The following is an 18554-nucleotide window of genomic DNA, read 5'->3' on the forward strand; positions in this document are numbered from 1 at the left end:
AGTACCGATACTTCATCACATTTCATTTTCAACATTTAAAAGCTAAATTGGTACACTCAAAAGAAGCTAAATCACTACTAGCGTTAAATAGCTTGGACTCAGAAATCTCCATCGATTAAATTTAAACACCTCGTTAAGGTGGGCTTGCGGGCCTTAACGCTTCAGTGATTCCTCCAAATATAATTTCGTCAAGCATGCCTGAAGCATGTGATTTTGCTATACATGACAATTTTTTTGCTGTGGTAAATTTCCTCAAGACCTTTGGAAATATGACTCCACTAACTATGAAATATCTTTGTTTCGCCTTTTTACTGTTCTTTTATTTTGCTACCGCCAACGCGCAGGAAATGCAGCCGATAAATTTTAGCTTTAACAGTCAACGTATTTCGCTAAAAGAAGTACTGCTCACCATTACTGCAGAAATCAAACCTGGTTGGAAACTATTTGCGATGGATAACTATGGTCCTGAAAGGCTCAATTTCTCCTTTCCGTATAGTGGCTCCGCTAGTCCCTTAGGTGGAATTAGCGCAGCAACACCGATTTTTTCCAATTCAGAGCAAGCTATCATAGGTAAATCCTACTACGAACATTCCGCAATATTTACCCAGCGCATCCGTACCAAATTGCCCTCCACTTTTTTCAAAGGCCAGATTACTTTTACCGCCAGTAAAGGAGAAGATGTACTTGGACCGGTTATTTTTCCATTTAGCACAATGTTGCGCTAAGCATCAGAGACAGATAAAAGGACGAGGTTATGCTTAAAATTGGATCAATAAATCACCAAGGCAAACGCTATAATATCTATGCAGCGGAGGCGTGTCGGTTGCTGCCAGATTCAAGGAGTAACTTTCCATTAAAAGAACTTTGAAAACCAAATGGAACAGCATTTTAGAAAGCTGCGTTCGCGTCAATTTTACCCTCAATCGATTTGCCTCAGCAGGGTGAAATTAAAACGGCTATGCAAATGTTATTGCGGTCTGACGATAAGGTGAATATTTTTTTGATCAATAAAAGTGTTGATTCAATTGCTCACCAAAACCTGCTAATCAGCATTACTCCATAAAAAAAATGAATGCCTTTCTCACGAATTACCTGCTGGTTCAGGGGTTGCATTTGCCTCCTCCTCCGCCCAAAAACCTTTGGAAGATGAGCTTTAAGGGATGATGTGACAAAAACCTCAATACAAAAACAAACACTCAATTTAATCCCTGCTAGAGGGCCAGTATTTGTCTCGTAGGAATAATGCAAAATTTAACCGTATACCGAAGGGAAGATTTCGTTTAACAGATTCGCTCTAGGAATATTGCGATCGATTGCCCTCAATTTTTCTCTTAAATACGCTAATCGTACTAAATCGCCCATGAGATTTTCGGACATGAGTAAGTCAATTGACCAAAGATTTTACCTTTCCGATTTATTCCATCTTTTTAAAAACGTTACAATTTTTAAATCGGAACATGGGTGAAAAACAAGCGGCGTTTATTATTCTGAGTTTTGTTATGGATTGTTTTTTTAGTTCAAATCCAAAACGCAAAGTTTGAATGTAAGCAAGTCCAAGGGATATACCTATAAATGCGAGTAAAATTACTGGTTACTCAATTGTAAACTATTTTAAGATCATTCATCTTTGCATAACAATGAACCTCAAAGTTGCTCGATGCATAAACAGAAGCTAACAATGCAACCCTTTTTGATTACATTCGTCTTAACAATAAATGACCCTTAACTTTATGAAATATATCCTGAGCTGCCTGCTACTTTTTATTAATTTTTTCAATTCTTTAGCGCAGTCTATCCCTTTGAAAATGGATAGCCTAATCAGGGCTTATGCTGCAATTAATAAATTCAATGGCAATGTTGTGATTACCCAATATGGTAAAACAATTTTCGAGGGTTCTTATGGTTACAGGGATATCGCAAAAAAAATAAAACTCTCCCGAGATGACACTTTCCAGATAGCTTCCCTAACCAAAACTTTTACTGCAGTACTGATTTTAAGGCTCATAGAGGATAAAAAACTGACCCTGGACACCCGCCTTACAGACTTTTTTCCTACAATTCACCCTGAAAAAAACATCACTATCGCGCATTTGCTCAACCACAGTTCCGGGATCAGGGAGGTATTACGCAACGAGTCATTTAAGGAGCGGATTATAACTGGAATGAAAACTGATAGGGAAGAATTAGTCGCGTATTTTTCTACGCAAGCCCTGGACTTCGAGCCAGGTAGTGCGTTTTCTTACAGTAATTCCGGCTATGATCTGCTGGGATTTATTGCCGAACGCGTGACAGGCATGGATTATGGCAACGCTGTAAGACGTTATCTATTCAATCCACTGGGCATGACTGCAAGTGGATTTGATTATGCACGTTTTAAGGGGGCTAAAAAAACAGTGCCTTATCAATACATTTCAACCCGCCGTCAGGAACTTGCACCAATTTGGGACTGGAGTTGGACTGGCGCTTCGGGTGGACTCTATACAAACATGGCCGACCTGCTGAAATGGAATAATGCGTTGAAAGAAAATAAGATAATTAGTGCCAATAGCCTGGAGCATAGCTATATCCCTATTAAGGGTGATTATGGGTTAGGCTGGTTTATTGAGGACTATTATGGTAAAAAAGTTGCATACCATCCTGGAAACCTCGAAGGTGCAACAAGTTATTTTGGCAGGATTCCGCAGGACGATATATGCATTATTATGCTAACCAATCAAACCAGTACATGGATCGAAACGATTGCCGCAAAATTGATCGCAATATTATATCATAAACCTTATACCTTGCCATTACCAAAACATTCAGTCGAACTCTCCCAGGAATTGCTTAAGCAATATGCGGGCAGATATGATGTAAGTAGTGCATACCAAACTAGCATAGCGTTAGTCAATAATCAGCTTTACCTGCAAACTGCTGGTCAGCAGCCGTTCCGGATTTATGCTGAAAATGAAAACAAATTTTTTGTTGAAGATTCCAATATGAGCATTGCTATCAATGCTGATAAAGCTGGCAAATTAACAATTGTTATCCGTGACGGCCTCACAACAAAATCAGGGGAACACCTTTAATTTTGGAAAGTTTTGAACGGAGGTTGGGGAGATTAATTTTTATCGGATCAAAATTTTGCTATTTCCAATAATGTTGAAAGATTGCTTCTCTTAGTCAGAGAAGCATTTGTTTTCATGTATGGGCGCTTTGGCAAGATTATGCCCGATCTTCAATGCGAACATTATTTTTGCGTGAGGATACGAATTTTGTACAACGTTGATTTGAGCTTGGCTTTGGCATATCAGTTCCATTACTCATCGATTAACCTGACACAAGTGTACAGAGCATATCATTTGTCTAGAAAAATAAATTTCAGCATTTAGCTGTACATGCTCACGGCGTTTATCTTATCGATAACAATAAACCTTAATTAGCTGAAGTGCTAATTTGATCCTTGGACGGGCCTGGTAGAAAAGTGTCTGAAGTTCCAGAATTATGAAGAAAGTATGAAGTAAAATTTGATTGTATGGTAAGGGGAGAGGATTTATTTATATTGTCACATTTTTAAAATTAACTCATGGCAAAAAATAAGAATTTTTTTGAGCGTTTTTCCAATTGGGCTACTGCTGCAACGGGTAGCTCGGCTGCATTTATCTCGGCTGTTGGCGTTATTGTGCTTTGGGCAGCTAGCGGTCCGGTGGCGAAGTATTCCGAGACCTGGCAGCTCGTTATTAATACGGGCACCACTATCATTACTTTCCTGATGGTATTTTTAATACAGAAATCGCAGAATAAGGATTCCAAGGCAATTCATTTGAAATTGAATGAACTGCTTGCGGCCCACCAGGGGGCAAGTAATCGGATGGTTGATATTGAGGATCTCACTGAGGCGGAACTCGATAAGTTGCACAGGTTTTACAAACAGCTTTCCGAACTTGCGGAAAAAGAAGATGATATTACTTGTACCCACTCGATTGATGCTGCAGAAAATAACCAGAAGTCGAAAAGTGGTCTGCGGGTAAAACAGGGGTTGAAACATCAATAGGATAACCGGGGTGATGCCCTCGTTTTTTGGAAGGAATTGTTTTGGTTTATCAAAAAAATGCCTTCTAATGCAACAAAGTACTTTGGTGCATTAGCGTATAAATTTTTAAGATGATAAAATGATTCTTTATATTCAGCTCTTGAGGGCGTTCCATTGCTATCCTGTGCCGGTTAAAAAAGAAATTACTGAGGGATAATCCCCTCAAAACCCACTGCGATATACCTGAGCAATCAGCTGCCTTAGATTACCTGGCTGATGCAGCATAGTTGGTCCTTCAGCTGCAATTTAGCCCTCGTGCACCATGGAAATAGAAGACCTACAAAATTAAAGGTTGTAGGATAAAGACTAATTGAAAAGCTGAAAATCATCGCTTTGGAATTCTTAAGATACCATCAGCGCTGAAAATTACTGGGAAAATCAGTCTATACCTAATCTCAATGATCCCTTAACTCGTAGCGGAATAATCTTCCTGAGCCCTTTAAAAAAAATAAGCTGAAAAATTTTCACTTTAAGGGTATGAATTATTTTAGCGTTCTTTATATTTGGCTAATCACCCCCTTTGGCGTGAGAATAACCAAACCGAAATCCGTAAAGACAGCTAAATTGATGAATTGTACGAACTGCGCGGCGGAAGTCACGGCTAACTACTGCGCCAACTGTGGACAGGCGAAAAGCCTGAAAAGAATTGATGGTCACTATATTATGCATGAAATTGAGCACATCCTGCATTTCGAGCGAGGTATACTCTATACTATACGCGAACTGGCTTTGCATCCTGGGCAGAATATCCGAAAGTATTTATCCGAAAACAGAAGCCGGTTAGTTAAACCGATCATTTTCATTATTATAACTTCGCTGATTTTTACCTTGCTTTCGCATTTTTTTCATGTGGATGATGGTTATGTGAAATACCATGAGGTGCAGCGGACCACCATGACGCCGATTGTGGAATGGGTACAGGCGCATTATGGCTATGCTAATATCTTAATGGGGATGTTTATTGCGCTCTGGCTGAAGCTTTTTTTTAGGAAGTGTTCCTACAATATCTATGAGACACTTATTCTGCTTTGTTTTGTGATGGGCAGGAGCATGCTCATTTTCTCGCTTTTTGTGATTTTCCAGGGGCTTACCCATATCAATCTGATGAGCATTGCAGGCATCGTGGGTATTGCTTATTCCACATGGGCAATCGGACAGTTTTTTAGTTCAAAAAAAGTTTCCGGGTATGCTAAGGCGCTGGCGGCGTATGTACTGGGCATGATCAGCTTCTGGGCGATCCCGTTTTTAATTGCTGGGATAATGGATGCATTCTTCAACCATTGATTTTTTAAAACCACTAAATTCGGCTTAAATATATTCCTGGTAGGGTAGGCTGCTACGCTAGGGCTAGTGCTACCGCTGCTGCCCGTAATTTGCCGCTTGTCACTTTATTTAACCGCTGGACACAATATGGTTTTGTTTTTCTGCTGGAACAGTTACTTTTGGGAATAACCAAAATTAAAATGAAGAAATTGATTTGCTTTTTTATCGGGGTGGCGATGAGTAATTTGTTATATGCACAGAATCTAACCGGTAGCTGGTACGGGATACTGGAAATCCCGGGCGGAAAGCTACGGGTCAATTTCCATATCAAGGCTGAGGGAACTGCATTTGTGAGCACGATGGATAGCCCGGATCAGGGGGCAAAGGGAATTCCAACGGATAAGACAACCATCCAAGGAAATGAAATCAGTATTGAGGCGGCGAAGCTTGGCCTGGTGTATAAAGCGAATTATGATGCGCAGCACGATGAGTTGAAAGGGACTTTTACCCAGGGGCCGGGGAGTTTGCCGCTAAAGCTTTCGCGTAAAGAACAGGGGGTTGAAAAGGTTGTTGTTAACAGGCCTCAGGAGCCTTCGGATTTTCCTTACGACCAGCAGGAGGTGACTTTTCAGAACCGGGCTGCTGGCCATGAACTCTCCGGAACGCTTAGCTTGCCAAGAGGCGGGAAGGCAAACAAAATTGTGGTAATGATTTCAGGCTCTGGTCCCCAGGACCGCAATGAGGAAGTTGCTCAGTTTAAGCATAAGCCCTTTCTGGTTTGGAGTGATTATTTAACCAGGCGAGGGATTGCGGTATTGCGTTATGATGACCGCGGGGTGGGAAAGTCCGGGGGTAAGTTTTCCGGAGCAACAACGGCTGACTTCGCATCCGATGTACAGGCTGCCGTTGAATTCATCAAATCGCGTCCGGATCTAAAATCGCTCAAAATCGGGCTCATCGGGCATAGCGAGGGCGGGATGATTGCCCCGATGGTGGCGAGTGAAAATCCCGCCGTACATTTTATCGTACTGCTGGCAGGTCCAGGAATACCGATCTGGGAGCTGATGGTGCAGCAGGGGAAAGACCAAATGCTTATTTCGGGATTGCCTGATTCAGCAGTGGCAATGAATTCAGCACTAAACCGTAAAATCTATGCTGCAGCAGTTCAGTACAAAGATTTGAATGCGGTTGATTTTAAGGTGAAATTGGATACCGTTTTAACCGAAGCGTTCCACAAAAACATGGATGATGGAGATGCTGAGGTTGTGGTTAGTGAAAGGGTGAAAAGCACCTTGAAACAATTGAGCGATCCATGGTTCAGGTATTTCATCAGCTTTGACCCCCAAGTATACCTTCAAAAGGTGAAGTGTCCGGTATTGGCCATCAACGGTACGCTGGATATGCAGGTGGCGAGCGTAAGCAATTTAGCGGGCATCAGGGCTAGTCTTTCAAAAGCAGCCAACAAGCATTTTGAGATCGTGCCCATCAAAAACCTGAATCACCTATTGCAGCTTGCCAAGACTGGTTCAATGGCCGAATATGGCCAGATTGAGGAAACGGTAAACCCGCAGGCATTAGAAAAAGTCGGTGCCTGGATAGTGCAGCTATGATTCGATTGAATAGCTGGTTTTGGCCCCTTCAGTTACTTTTCTGGCTGCTGATTGGAGGGGTGAATTTTTGTGCACAGTACTTTTACAGCGGTTTTGATTTTGCGCTGGCCGTATTAAACTTTACCGGTCTTTCTTTTGGAGGGCTAATCTCAAGCACACTCTACCGCAATTACTATCGCCGGAATAAGCTGGATTATAAAATTCCTTGGCCCAGGCTAATTCTGCATGTGCTCGGCTCGGCATTGCTTCAATCCTTGCTTTGGCTACTGATTATGGTCTTGTTGAGCTGGCCCTTTACAAAAAGCTACGCCATAAATTTAGGTAAGGTGCTGATCAACCTGGCGCCAATCTATATCCTCGTTCTTGCCTGGGACCTGGTTTACCTGGGTTACCATTTAATTAGAACTTATCATCGGGCGGAAGTAGAGAAGTGGAGGCTGGAGAGCGAGTTCCAGAAGGCAAAACTTGGTGCATTAAAAGCCCAGGTTAATCCCCATTTTATGTTCAATGCGATCAACAACATACGGGCGCTAATTTTGGAAAATCCGGTCCTGGCCAGGGAGATGCTGACCAGATTCGCAGAGATATTCCGTCATGCCCTTCAGTATACTGGCGAAAAGTTGATTACCATTAATGAAGAGCTGGGGATATTAACCCATTACCTGGAGATTCAGCAATTGCAGTTTGATGGGCGCCTTCGATACGTTATTGATGCGCAGGAACACTTGCTGATGGAAACCATCCCACCGCTGATACTTCAGCTTTTGGTTGAAAATGCAATCAAGCATGGAATCAGCTTAAATGAAAATGGTGGGGAGATTTTGATTGGTATTGGTGAGCATGATAATATATTACAATTGGAAGTTAAAAATACGGGAACACTGGCTTTGCGAGCCGGTTTGGAGGAACATATGGGCATTGGTCTTAAAAACATCGCTGAGCGCTTATCACTCACCTATGGCGCTGCAGCTAATCTGGAGATAACAGAACAAGCGTCTTTTGTGGTGGTTACAATAAAAATTATGAGATGATCAGGGTCGTAATTGTTGAAGATTCAAGGCTGGCGCGAATGGAGCTGAATTTGCTCATTAAAGCACATCCACAAATTCAGGTTGTGGGGGAGGCCGATACGGTTAACCGAGCGGTGGAACTCATTGCTGCCCTAGCGCCAGAGCTGGTTTTTTTGGACATTCATTTACCGGGTGGCAGCGGATTTGACGTGTTGTCCAAGCTTAAAAAAGTACCCATAGTTATTTTTACAACTGCCTTTGCCGATTATGCCCTTGAATCTTTTGAGTACAATACGATTGATTACCTGCTTAAACCCATTTCACAGGAAAAGTTGAATAGGTCGATACAAAAAGCCGAGGCTTTGCTGGGAAGCAGCCCTGCAGCGGGCCTTGATGGGAAGCTTGACTACGGCGACAAAATATTTATTGCCGATAGAAAGGTCAGCTGGCTGGTGGCTATTGGAGAAATCAGTATGTTTGAGTCAAATGGTAACTATACCCAGGTTTTTTTCAACGGAAACCGCCCGATGTATCATAAGAGCCTGCAACAGGTCTTTGCTTGTATTAAAGAGGGCTTGTTTTTAAGGGCGAACCGCAGACAGGTTGTTAACATCCAGCTGATCAGTGGAATTCAAAAGACATCAGACGGTAGAATGATCCTGACACTGTCTTCGGGTGAGGAAGTTTCAGTATCCAGAAGACAGATGAGCAGCATCAAAGCAGCCTATTCGTGGTAGGGGCTGCACTAACATTTACTTTCAGGATCATTACGGTCGTCATTGATTTCTTTTATTAGACGCTAGGAATGCCTATACCTGTCGGGGGCAATTGCATGCCGCAGTTACCTTCGCGCTGCAGTGCTACCAACTAAGCCACCCCCTTCAGGTAGCAGAATTAACTCATTTATCTTCTCACCTGCACTCCGGAATAGCCTGCATTTAGCAATTGATAAAAACTACTTTATTGCCTCGATGCGGCTGAGGGACAATTGCGCGATACCTAGGTCGGCGGCCAGACCGCAAAGCTGACTGAATGGCGCAATGCTCCATCCACATTTAAAAAATGCTGTCAGGCAACCTGGGCCGTTTGTTTTGATCTTTGCCTAATGCTGTCCATCATGTTTACTGAAGCTAATGCAAGAAATTTTCTGTAAAAGGTTTCGATTGCATGAAAATCCGGGGATAATCCCCGTTCATTATGGTCGATGTAGCTGAGATGGCAATCTTCAACGGCACTGATAGCATCGGTTGAGGGCTGTTACACAACGAAGCTGTCTAGCACAATGAACATGATTTTTTCTGAAAAATAATGCCTGAAGAATTCGCGGCTATTGCCATAAAAAAGGTTTTAGTTAAACCACTTTTCAAAACATAAATTCGTTTACATACCGCTCCGGCTTCCAGTATAAATTTCCCTTTTTTGTATTCCTTAGCGTTAAGTTTGAAATTCAGTGTATCGATGGCCGCTCCCTCTAGTCTTGCGGGCGGTAAGACAAAGCTAAGGAACCTGGAGCTGCAAAATACTTTGATAAAAGCTACCCATATCGCTTTGCAGCAGGCAATATTATTCGGTTGGAATGGGCCCTCCGCTTATAAATTCAATTTGTTCCTTTAGCCTATTAATTTGACCGTCTTACCTTAATGGCACGGGAGATCTTCTAATCAACATTAGATTATCTACTCCCTTAGCGCAAATTGTTATGATGCGCTTTTAGCATTAAATGCAACATTTTCAAGCAGGTTGCGTCTAGCGTTTGGGAAGGATAACAATTGGTCACATTTATTTCATCTTTCATCACATTTTTAAAAACCAAACCTTAGCCAATTATAAATTAGCAATTCCATTATTAAAAAATCTATATGAAGAAACTATTACTATCAATCGCTTTTAGCCTTGCCTTTTTAACCCTTTTTGCTCAAAGAAACGGAAGTATTTCCGGTATATTAGCTGATAGCGCCAACCACAAGACCACCCTAAATTATGCAACAGTTTCCGTTTATAAAGTTGGTGACAGCGTACTGAATAGTTACAAGCTATCCGATGACAAGGGAACCTTTAAAATTAATAACCTACAGACGGGCAATAAATACCGTTTAGTAATCACTGCCTGGCAATATGGAACCTACCGGAAAGAAGTATCGCTTAGTGCTGAGCAAGCAGACATCAACCTGGGTACACTTTATCTTTCGGCACATGCCAATGATCTAAATGAAGTGAATGTTGTGGCAGAGAGGCCGCCCATCATTGTCAGGAAAGATACGATTGAGTTTAACGCTGAATCCTTTAAAACCTTACCCTCAGCTGTGGTGGAGGATTTATTGAAAAAACTTCCTGGTGTACAAATTGCCTCCGATGGCTCCATTCAGGTCAACGGAAAAGCGGTGAGCAAAATATTGGTGGATGGAAAGGAATTTTTTGGTGGAGACCAGCAAATTGCCACCAAAAACCTCCCTGCAAATATTATCGATAAAGTTCAGGTAGTTGATGATAAACAAGCCAAAAGACGCGATCCTGATTTAACCGCAGCAGAAATTCCTCAGGTGATTAACCTGAAACTTAAAAAAGCAATCAAAAAGGGTGCTTTTGGAAAGTTATATGCCGGTGGGGGAACCAAAGAACTTTATCAGGCTGGGGGATTGATGAACTTTTTTCGTGATACCACTCAGGTAAGCGTTCTCGCTTACGGAAATAATATTAATCAGCCTGGCTTTAACCCAAATGATGTGCAAAGAATTGGTGGATTTGCCCGAAGTGGCGTAAATTCCATGATGATGAGTTCTGGAGGATACTTTGAATTTAATGGTATTAGTTTTGGAGGTAGCTTCAGTGGCATCCAGACTTCTTCAGGCGGAGGATTTAATTTTAACACGCTAAGCAAAAAAGGGATAAAACTGAACACTCAATATTTTTTTGGACGTAACGATAATTTGCTTGAAAAACTGACTAATACTAATCAGACCTTGGGTGCTGATCGGTTAATCACAAATGTTAATGAAAACACAAGCGCCTTGACGCTAAAACATAATATTGCAGGAAAGCTGGATTGGCAAATAGATTCGCTCACACAATTAACCATTGAACCTTTTATCGTTTTAAATTCAACTAATACGGTTAGTACAAATTATTCTAGCAATACAAATGCTTCAGGACAGCTGGTAAACAACCTGCAAAATTTAATTGACCGCAATTCATCAAGCAATAAATATCAGTTGGTTGCTGATTTGAGCAAGGATTTTAAGAAGGCTGGAAGGTCAATCAATATTGGTTTCGATGTATCTACGACGCCCAACCCAAATCTTAACTACAACCGGAGCATAAGTAACTTTTTTCTAACCCCATCGACCTCTGAAATTGATCAGCTTCGTAACAATCAAGTTGAAAACTTTAGGTCGTACATTTATACCAACTACAGTGAACCCCTTAGCAAAAAGCTAAGTTTTAAAATTAATTTGAGTGGAAACATCCTCAATAACGAAAATGCGCTGAGCACTTTTTACCGCAACCCGGCAAATCAACTTTACGATATTGCAGTACCAAGTTTAAGCCAAACAGTGCAACAAAAAGGCTTTAAAACAAATACCAATTTAAGTCTCAGGTATAAGATCACCAAAGATTTTAATATCCAACCGGGTGTCGTGCATAACTATATCTCGTTAAATAACCGTTTCAGCAATTCGGGCAATATCGATCAGCGCTATAATTTTATATGGCCCACCTTCCAACTGGTTTATAAGATTTTTAGGCTAAATTACGATGCGCGTTTCACCGAGCCTAATGTGAGCTACTTGCAACCTGTTGCCGATAATACCAATGCGCTTTATATTAGAAATGGCAATCCTGGGTTGCTGCCTGCCAGAATGCAGCGGTTAAGTCTGAACATGTATAAATATGATCCTAAAAGTTTGATCAATTACAATTTATATGCTTATGGAAATTTTACGAAAAACGGAATTGTCAATACCATAAGCATTAGTAATGGTGTGCAAACCATTACACCAATTAACGTAAGTGGGATTTATAATTTCAATGGTGGGGCAAATGGCTCTAGAGATTTTAAAATCAATAAAACAACCGTAAAATTGGGAATAGGTGCTTGGGCGAACATCAACCATGCGCCCGTAATTATTAACAATATCCGTAGCGATGCCAATGTATTTTACATCGGACCAAATGGTAATGTGCGTGTGAACTTTAACGATGTGGTGGAAATCGCTCAATTTTATTCGGTTAGTTTAAATCGCAGCCGATATCAAGATAGCTTTTATACAAATTTAAGCTATAATACACATGCTGCAACCTCGGAGCTGATCATTAGATATCCTAAAAAGATCGTGTTTGAAACCAATTTTGCCATAACTGCCAATTCACAACAAATTGCGGGCTATAACAACAACATTAAACTATGGAATGCAGCCCTAACCTATTTGTTTATGAAAAACGACCGGTTACAGTTAAAATTAGCGATTAATGATATTTTGCAAAGTAATGTACGCAGGACGGTTGAGATTACAGGAAATAGTGTAATTGATTACCAGACAAACAATTTAGGAAGATATGGCATGGTGACGCTGACTTACAATATTCAAAACTTCGGGCAGAAAGTAGGCGGTCGTCAGACTTTATTTAATTTTTAGCCCATGCTTACTTGTCCATCACATGCAGCTTATGGATGGATATCATTTGCTCCCCGGAACTGAACGGTAATCATTTAGCAGGATGCAGCGGTTGAGGCAGATGGAGCTGATAGGACTGATGAATTTTTTCTTGGTAAATTAACGCAGTGAGCAGGTGAATAGATACGAATTAAGGACTCGGCGCGCTTTCTCTCGGCTGTTCTTGTCCCACTGAGCGCCTCAAAATTGAATGCTAGACTGAAAGATGGAATAAGAAGCATCAGAAACGGGCTGTTAAAGGTTTACATTGTCCTGAAAGATGCAATGTCAGGAGGAGGGATGGTGGGCTACAATTTACGTTGAGCATATCACACATGGAACATGAAATTTCTCAAAGCTTTGAGGCAGAAAATTTGAGGACAAAATGATACGTTTAAATGGCCTTCATAAAAGGGTAGCTTGCAAGTAGAGAAAAGAGTTGGCGTAAGGTTAACTCGTGTAAAAAAAGCAGGCATGCTAACATGCCTGCACTTAATTAATCTTTGGACAACACTAGCAGTTGTCCTTGAGGACAAACAAACCCCAATACTAAGTTACAAAACTGCTGAGAGTATACAATGCAGATAATGGAGAAAAACGAAAGATTTATTTATTGAATAGTGTCACATATCAGAAAATTAGGTGTCTGTTAGTAAAATGAAGAAAACTTTACTCAGCGCCGCCATATTTTGGACAACCGCCTTTCAACTTAGTTTAGCACAATCCGCCGTTACCTTAGTAGCCACTGACGTGGATAATTTTTGGCAGGCTTACGATAAAATCGTGACAACACGAGATACCCTTGCACAGCTAGCGTATTTGCAAAGGCTATTTCTCAATAAGGCGACCCCAGGGCAATTGGCAATGATTAAGGCAAGGAGTTATACCGAGAAGGATTACCTGGAGGCGATCAATCAAAGGCAGGAATATTTCATGTCCATCCGTCAGAATACCCTTAGGACGAATGACTATTCTAAAGCAATTGAAACTAAAGTAGCGTCACTTAAAAAGCTATATCCCAGTTTGAAGCCTGCTGAAATCTATTATACTGTAGGCGCTTTCAGGAGTGGTGGCACAACGGTAGCAAATATGGTGCTCATTGGCAGTGAGATAGCAATGGCTGAAGCGCATTTAGATAATTTAGTGTTTACCAATATTCACGAATATGTACACACCCAGCAAAAGTCAACGACCTGTGATAATTTATTGGGACAATCTGTTATGGAAGGCGTTGCCGAATTTGTCGCTGAGAAAGCAACAGAAACTAAGTCAACCCTTTCAGCCCTAGGCTATGGCCGGCAAAATATCGATAAAATTAAGCAGCTATTTGCGAAACAGATGTTCAATATTGATTATGGTTTTTGGCTGTATAGTGACGCAGAAAACCTATTCGGAACAAGAGATCTAGGCTATTATGTAGGTTATGCGATAGCTGAATCCTATTATCATAAAGCCAAAGATAAAAGGAAAGCCATTAAAGAGCTAATCGAGGTAGATGCGAACAATCCGCAAGCCCTGGCAAAATATGTGGATAAATCTGGCTACTTCGATAAGCCGGTGACCTCATTAATGGATGAATATGAGAAAGGCAGACCGGTAGTTTTAAGCGTTGATCCCCTAAAAAATGGCCAGTTGGTCAGTCCGCAGGTATCCAGATTCACTATCAATTTTTCTGCCCCGATGAACAAACATTCCCGGAATTTCGAGTTAGGGCCACTGGGAATGGATTATCTGATAAAGGTTAAAACTTTTATCGGTTTTTCAGCAGATGGCAAATCTGCAGCGTTTGAATTGGAAAAATTGGAACCCAACCGCCATTATCAACTTTTGATTGGCCAGGGGTTTAGAGATTTGAATGGAATCCGGATTAAACCCTATCTTATGGATTTCAAGACGGGAAACTTATAGAATTAATTGCCTTGTGCGCCAGTTAGTCTTGCCACTATCGGAACTGTTTATTGGACGACCAATTGCAACGCTGAAGGAATTGACAAGCTTATAAAATTAAGCGATATTATATCGTCGTGTTTGAAATATTATGGGTAATAATCTATTGTATTAAGATTTACAAAAGCCTTCACTCATACGCGATACACTCCAGGAACATATTAACACGAATCAAAACTGCCTCTAACAGCTTGAATAATATGGATTCGGTAATTTCACTGCCTGCTGGCGACTGGTTACATTTAGCAAAAAACATGTATATTAAAGGCGTTAATAAATTAACTGAGCAGCTGGCGCAGGATACTTCAAGCGTTGAAGATAATCTGATGCTTTTTCATAGCTGAAACAGTATGCTTAACTTCCAGCAAAGCGCCTGAGCGATGCTACACACCTGAGGAATAAGTGTATGTCCCAAAACATCATAAAATTGCCCTGTGAAATTAATCACCAATCGTTTAACCTACTCTCTGATTGGCACTTCGATAAAGCTATCGTTGAACCATTTTATTTCCAATGGCGATTTAGCATCCTGAATCGTTTCCTTGCTTACATCTTTGCCCGTTCCATAGTTGACCTGGGCAAATGGATTTTTGTCGATATTGAGCACAACCACCAACCGGCTACCTTTTTCTAATTTTTTGCTTATTAATCTTGATTTCTCAAAGGGTAGCGATTCTTTTTTATTTACCCTTAACAAATGTCTTTTGGTGGCATCCCTCAAATAACTTGCCCTTCCTAAAAAATACGAAAGCTGAAAATATTTGCCTTCTGCTGTAAGTTCGTAAAGTACCACGCCAATATCCATATCCTTTTTATTAATGCTCATCGATAGCCTACCGCTAAAAAAACCATTAATACTCGTTTCCCGGTCGAAACGATCGCTCCTAAAAAAAAGACCGTTACGTTTATCGAGTTCATCTCTGATGATCGGGTCTGGATAGTAGTCATTATTTGTCGTTTCTCTATCTGCCAGGTTAACAACTTGCTTTAGATAACCTTTTTCTTTAGGCTTGCTCGAGGATAAGATATGGTCATTTCCAATCTTTTTAGTTTCAAGGTAGAGTTTGACCCGCTTATCGCTCATCTTAGAAATAGATGGTTGGTGCTGCCACTCGTTACTACCCATTACCTGGTAATTGATTTTGTCTTTTAATATGCTTGGTCTACTGCCATCTTTAAGTATATAATCCAACCATTCAAAGGTTATCTCACGTGTATTAATTAAGGCAATAGAGTCTACCTGATAGCCCCTGAGTATTCTCGACCCTCCTTTCTGTGCACCAAAATGATCATAAGGCCCTATAATCAGATAGTGATTTGCTTTAGGGTTGTATTTATAGTGTTCGGTCAGATACTGCAGGGCAGATATTTGTCCATCATCATAATATCCAGTAATACTGAGTACAGGTATATTTATTTTTGCGAAGTCTTTTCTGTAGGGTACCATCGATTGCCAATAGTGATCGTAGCTTGGGTGCTGAAGCCATTTCTGTAACCAGGGATTTTTTGTACCATCAACACTATCAATCTTATTGTAGGCTGCCCCTGTATTGAACCAATTATTTCGCATGCTATGCCAGCGGTTATGATCAGCATTTACTTTATCATCGGTGTATTTATTATTGGTTACATAGAATGCCCATTGATAATTGGCATTCAGGAAGATATTGTTTTCCATAGGTAGTCCTTGCCCTGGAATTGCTGCCACATAGGGAACAATGGTTTTCAGTGCTGGATGCGGATTTTTAAGTGCAGCCCATTGCGCAAAGCCGGAATAGCTTCCGCCATACATGCCTACTTCACCGTTGCTCCAGGGTTGTTGGATAATCCAGCCAATTACGGCATTCACATCCTTTACTTCATTCTCGTATGGTTCGATTGTATCAGGACTCAGCCTTTTGCCCCTGGTATCGGCAACCACGCCGACATATCCCTTATCAGCTGCATATTTTGCCTCCTGAATACTGCGATCAGTATTCGAATAGATAAAAAACATTAAAGCCGTAGGTAATGGCTTACTTGTTTGAGCTTTGCGTACAACAACTGCAGAAAGTTGTTGCCCTTCTGGCGTTTTGATCATCACACTATCCTGTATGATGTAGTTTTGTGCTAAGCAAAGGCTTGAAAAGCATCGGCATAGCAATGCCATCATGACTAATTTTTTCATGGTATTTTGATTAATAAATTCGTTTTATATTTTATTAATTGCCCTAAAGTGAACCGACCGCCGTTCCGATAGTGCTACTGTTTGTCCAGTTTTTAATGTAATCAGTAATTTGCTGCTTGGAATGATTTTTATTTTCAGAATAAAATTTAGGTTAATCATCTGTGATCGGTTACACCTGAAAAATTGCAGCTTATCCAATCTCTCTTCCAGCCGATTTAACGAACTCTTGAACCATACATTTTTATCCTCAAAGAACAACCTCGCATAATTGTCCATCGACTCAATCAAATAAATCTTTTCCCAACTGATGAAATGATAGTTATCCTTGTCCTTTATGAATATACGATCTGGGGGATGTTTGGAAGTAAGTTTAGTTCTCACCTTTTCGATAGCTAGCGCTAAACGCTCGGCACGAATTGGTTTCAGCAAATAATCCAACGCATTAACCTCAAATGCTTTTACAGCATGCCGATCAAATGCGGTTGTGAAAATAATGTAAGGGATCTCATCTAATGATTCAAGCAAATCAAATCCAGAACGCTCTGGCATTTGAATGTCGAGAAAAAGAAGATCGGGTTTTTGAATTTTTATCATCACTTCTGCCTGATCTGCATTAGCCGCCTCGCCAACTAGCTGCACATCTGAAAATGCTTCAATCATCCGCCTCAGTTCAGCTCTTGAGCTTCTTTCATCATCGATTAACATGATCCTGATCATAATGGGAGAATTAAGGTCGCAAGTACTTTTGCATGTTCTTCTGTTACCTTTAAACAGGCCTTTTCCTTATATGTTAATCTAATACGCTCATTTAGATTTTTTAATCCCAAGCCTTGCGATAACTTATTTGTTTTGATGCTTCCCGGATTCGAAACCAAGGTCAATAGGCTTTCATCCCTACGGGTGATTGATATTGATATTAGTCCACCCGCTTTTAATTTACTTATTCCATGCTTTAATGCATTTTCAACTAAAGTCTGGATTGACAGTTTAGGGATAATTATAGCATTCAAATCGCCCAGCTTATTGTCAATTTGTATATCGTATTCAAGACGTTCTTCAAAACGTAATTTTTCCATTTCCAGATAATCTGCAATAAGGTTTATTTCACGCTCAAGAGAAACCATAAAGTCTTCGCCGCTGTATAGCCCTGAGCGTAGTAGATCTGAAAGCAAATCAATTCCTCTTCTGGCAGATAGTGGATTTTCAGTGATTAATGACTTGATGGTATTCATCGCATTGAATAAAAAATGTGGGTTAAGTTGCGCGGATAAATGATTTAAGCGGGCCTCTTTTTGTAATACTAGGAGATTTGCATTTTCTTTGGCAATGATAATTTCGCGGATGGCATAATGATAGAGGTGGTAGGCAAGGAGCCATATCGACATCAGTCTGATACCCGCAATTAAAATATTCAGCCCATTATAATCGACAAAAGCTTTGAACGAACCATTCCCGGTAAAGAAATAGGTTCTAAAAAGCCAGGTTTTGACGAGCGTAATAATGAAGTAGGCAAAGCCCATTACAACGACAGTAAAGATTAGCCTGAGTAATAAAGCTTTTAAAGGCAGTTTGTTCCATCCTCTTGCTAAAGCAAAATTCCTGTACAGGTGTGTGAGTAAAATATATATTCCAACATCAGTTACAAACTGCAATAAACCCACAGACCAGTTAAAATTTCCACCGATAAATCCATTGAAGCCCCAGTAAAGGGCAGCGCATGACCAGCCAATTAACTGGCATTTCCAGTAAAGTGAAATTTTTAACTTTAAAGCCATAATTCAAAACAACGAAAACTTTCTGAAATAAGATTGATAAAATACATGGATGCAGCTT

General features: G+C 40.6%; 13 protein-coding genes. 10 read left to right on the forward strand and 3 right to left on the reverse strand.

Annotation, left to right across the window (positions count from 1 at the left end):
- Positions 1-194: 194 nt before the first annotated feature.
- The 10 genes from R2R71_RS19645 to R2R71_RS19690 all read left to right on the forward strand — a co-directional run bounded on the left by R2R71_RS19645 (position 195) and on the right by R2R71_RS19690 (position 14898).
- Complete coding sequence (locus R2R71_RS19645) at positions 195-725, forward strand: hypothetical protein (protein WP_316832991.1); 531 nt, start codon at positions 195-197, stop codon at positions 723-725.
- A gap of 1005 nt (positions 726-1730) precedes the next feature.
- Positions 1731-3068 (forward strand): serine hydrolase domain-containing protein, encoded by a 1338-nt coding sequence (locus R2R71_RS19650; protein WP_316832992.1) that lies wholly within the window; start codon positions 1731-1733, stop codon positions 3066-3068.
- A 497-nt stretch (positions 3069-3565) separates the two neighbouring features.
- Positions 3566-4033: a low affinity iron permease family protein gene (locus R2R71_RS19655; RefSeq protein WP_316832993.1), complete on the forward strand. Its 468-nt coding sequence runs from the start codon at positions 3566-3568 to the stop codon at positions 4031-4033.
- A 516-nt stretch (positions 4034-4549) separates the two neighbouring features.
- Complete coding sequence (locus R2R71_RS19660) at positions 4550-5356, forward strand: DUF3667 domain-containing protein (protein WP_316832994.1); 807 nt, start codon at positions 4550-4552, stop codon at positions 5354-5356.
- Positions 5357-5535: 179 nt separating this feature from the next.
- The gene (locus R2R71_RS19665; RefSeq protein WP_316832995.1) at positions 5536-6945 is read left to right on the forward strand and encodes an alpha/beta hydrolase family protein; all 1410 of its coding nucleotides are present in this window, start codon (positions 5536-5538) and stop codon (positions 6943-6945) included.
- Positions 6942-7976: a sensor histidine kinase gene (locus R2R71_RS19670; protein WP_316832996.1), complete on the forward strand. Its 1035-nt coding sequence runs from the start codon at positions 6942-6944 to the stop codon at positions 7974-7976. Before R2R71_RS19665 ends, R2R71_RS19670 begins: the two co-directional genes overlap by 4 nt.
- A complete protein-coding gene (locus R2R71_RS19675; protein WP_316832997.1) occupies positions 7973-8692 on the forward strand; it encodes a response regulator transcription factor in 720 nt (239 codons plus the stop codon). The genes R2R71_RS19670 and R2R71_RS19675 overlap by 4 nt, the downstream gene beginning before the upstream one ends.
- A gap of 1122 nt (positions 8693-9814) precedes the next feature.
- On the forward strand, positions 9815-12589 hold the full coding sequence (locus tag R2R71_RS19680) for an outer membrane beta-barrel protein (RefSeq protein WP_316832998.1): 2775 nt from the start codon (positions 9815-9817) through the stop codon (positions 12587-12589).
- Between the two features lie 675 nt (positions 12590-13264).
- Entirely contained in the window at positions 13265-14515 is a 1251-nt protein-coding gene (locus R2R71_RS19685) for an Ig-like domain-containing protein (RefSeq protein ID WP_316832999.1), read from the forward strand.
- A gap of 239 nt (positions 14516-14754) precedes the next feature.
- Positions 14755-14898, forward strand: a complete 144-nt coding sequence (locus tag R2R71_RS19690) for a hypothetical protein (RefSeq protein WP_316833000.1) — start codon at positions 14755-14757, stop codon at positions 14896-14898.
- A 116-nt stretch (positions 14899-15014) separates the two neighbouring features.
- Here R2R71_RS19690 and R2R71_RS19695 read toward each other — a convergent pair whose 3' ends face one another.
- Genes R2R71_RS19695 through R2R71_RS19705 form a run of 3 tightly spaced genes read right to left on the reverse strand, consistent with a single transcriptional unit; the run spans position 15015 to position 18496 of the window.
- The gene (locus tag R2R71_RS19695) at positions 15015-16721 is read right to left on the reverse strand and encodes a CocE/NonD family hydrolase (RefSeq protein WP_316833001.1); all 1707 of its coding nucleotides are present in this window, start codon (positions 16719-16721) and stop codon (positions 15015-15017) included.
- A gap of 24 nt (positions 16722-16745) precedes the next feature.
- The gene (locus tag R2R71_RS19700; RefSeq protein WP_316833002.1) at positions 16746-17426 is read right to left on the reverse strand and encodes a response regulator transcription factor; all 681 of its coding nucleotides are present in this window, start codon (positions 17424-17426) and stop codon (positions 16746-16748) included.
- An 8-nt stretch (positions 17427-17434) separates the two neighbouring features.
- A complete protein-coding gene (locus R2R71_RS19705; protein WP_316833003.1) occupies positions 17435-18496 on the reverse strand; it encodes a sensor histidine kinase in 1062 nt (353 codons plus the stop codon).
- Positions 18497-18554 lie beyond the last annotated feature (58 nt).

The sequence above is a fragment of the Pedobacter aquatilis genome, assembly GCF_032678405.1.
In the GTDB taxonomy this organism is placed as follows: domain Bacteria; phylum Bacteroidota; class Bacteroidia; order Sphingobacteriales; family Sphingobacteriaceae; genus Pedobacter; species Pedobacter aquatilis_A.

Bases quoted from the DNA above. Each gene is read 5' to 3' on its own strand.
- R2R71_RS19655 (WP_316832993.1), top strand. From the start codon at position 3,566: ATGGCAAAAAATAAGAATTTTTTTGAGCGTTTTTCCAATTGGGCTACT.
- R2R71_RS19690 (WP_316833000.1), top strand. From the start codon at position 14,755: ATGGATTCGGTAATTTCACTGCCTGCTGGCGACTGGTTACATTTAGCA.
- R2R71_RS19680 (WP_316832998.1), top strand. From the start codon at position 9,815: ATGAAGAAACTATTACTATCAATCGCTTTTAGCCTTGCCTTTTTAACC.
- R2R71_RS19650 (WP_316832992.1), top strand. From the start codon at position 1,731: ATGAAATATATCCTGAGCTGCCTGCTACTTTTTATTAATTTTTTCAAT.
- R2R71_RS19700 (WP_316833002.1), bottom strand. From the start codon at position 17,426: ATGTTAATCGATGATGAAAGAAGCTCAAGAGCTGAACTGAGGCGGATG.
- R2R71_RS19665 (WP_316832995.1), top strand. From the start codon at position 5,536: ATGAAGAAATTGATTTGCTTTTTTATCGGGGTGGCGATGAGTAATTTG.
- R2R71_RS19670 (WP_316832996.1), top strand. From the start codon at position 6,942: ATGATTCGATTGAATAGCTGGTTTTGGCCCCTTCAGTTACTTTTCTGG.
- R2R71_RS19685 (WP_316832999.1), top strand. From the start codon at position 13,265: ATGAAGAAAACTTTACTCAGCGCCGCCATATTTTGGACAACCGCCTTT.
- R2R71_RS19675 (WP_316832997.1), top strand. From the start codon at position 7,973: ATGATCAGGGTCGTAATTGTTGAAGATTCAAGGCTGGCGCGAATGGAG.
- R2R71_RS19705 (WP_316833003.1), bottom strand. From the start codon at position 18,496: ATGGCTTTAAAGTTAAAAATTTCACTTTACTGGAAATGCCAGTTAATT.
- R2R71_RS19695 (WP_316833001.1), bottom strand. From the start codon at position 16,721: ATGAAAAAATTAGTCATGATGGCATTGCTATGCCGATGCTTTTCAAGC.
- R2R71_RS19660 (WP_316832994.1), top strand. From the start codon at position 4,550: ATGAATTATTTTAGCGTTCTTTATATTTGGCTAATCACCCCCTTTGGC.
- R2R71_RS19645 (WP_316832991.1), top strand. From the start codon at position 195: ATGCCTGAAGCATGTGATTTTGCTATACATGACAATTTTTTTGCTGTG.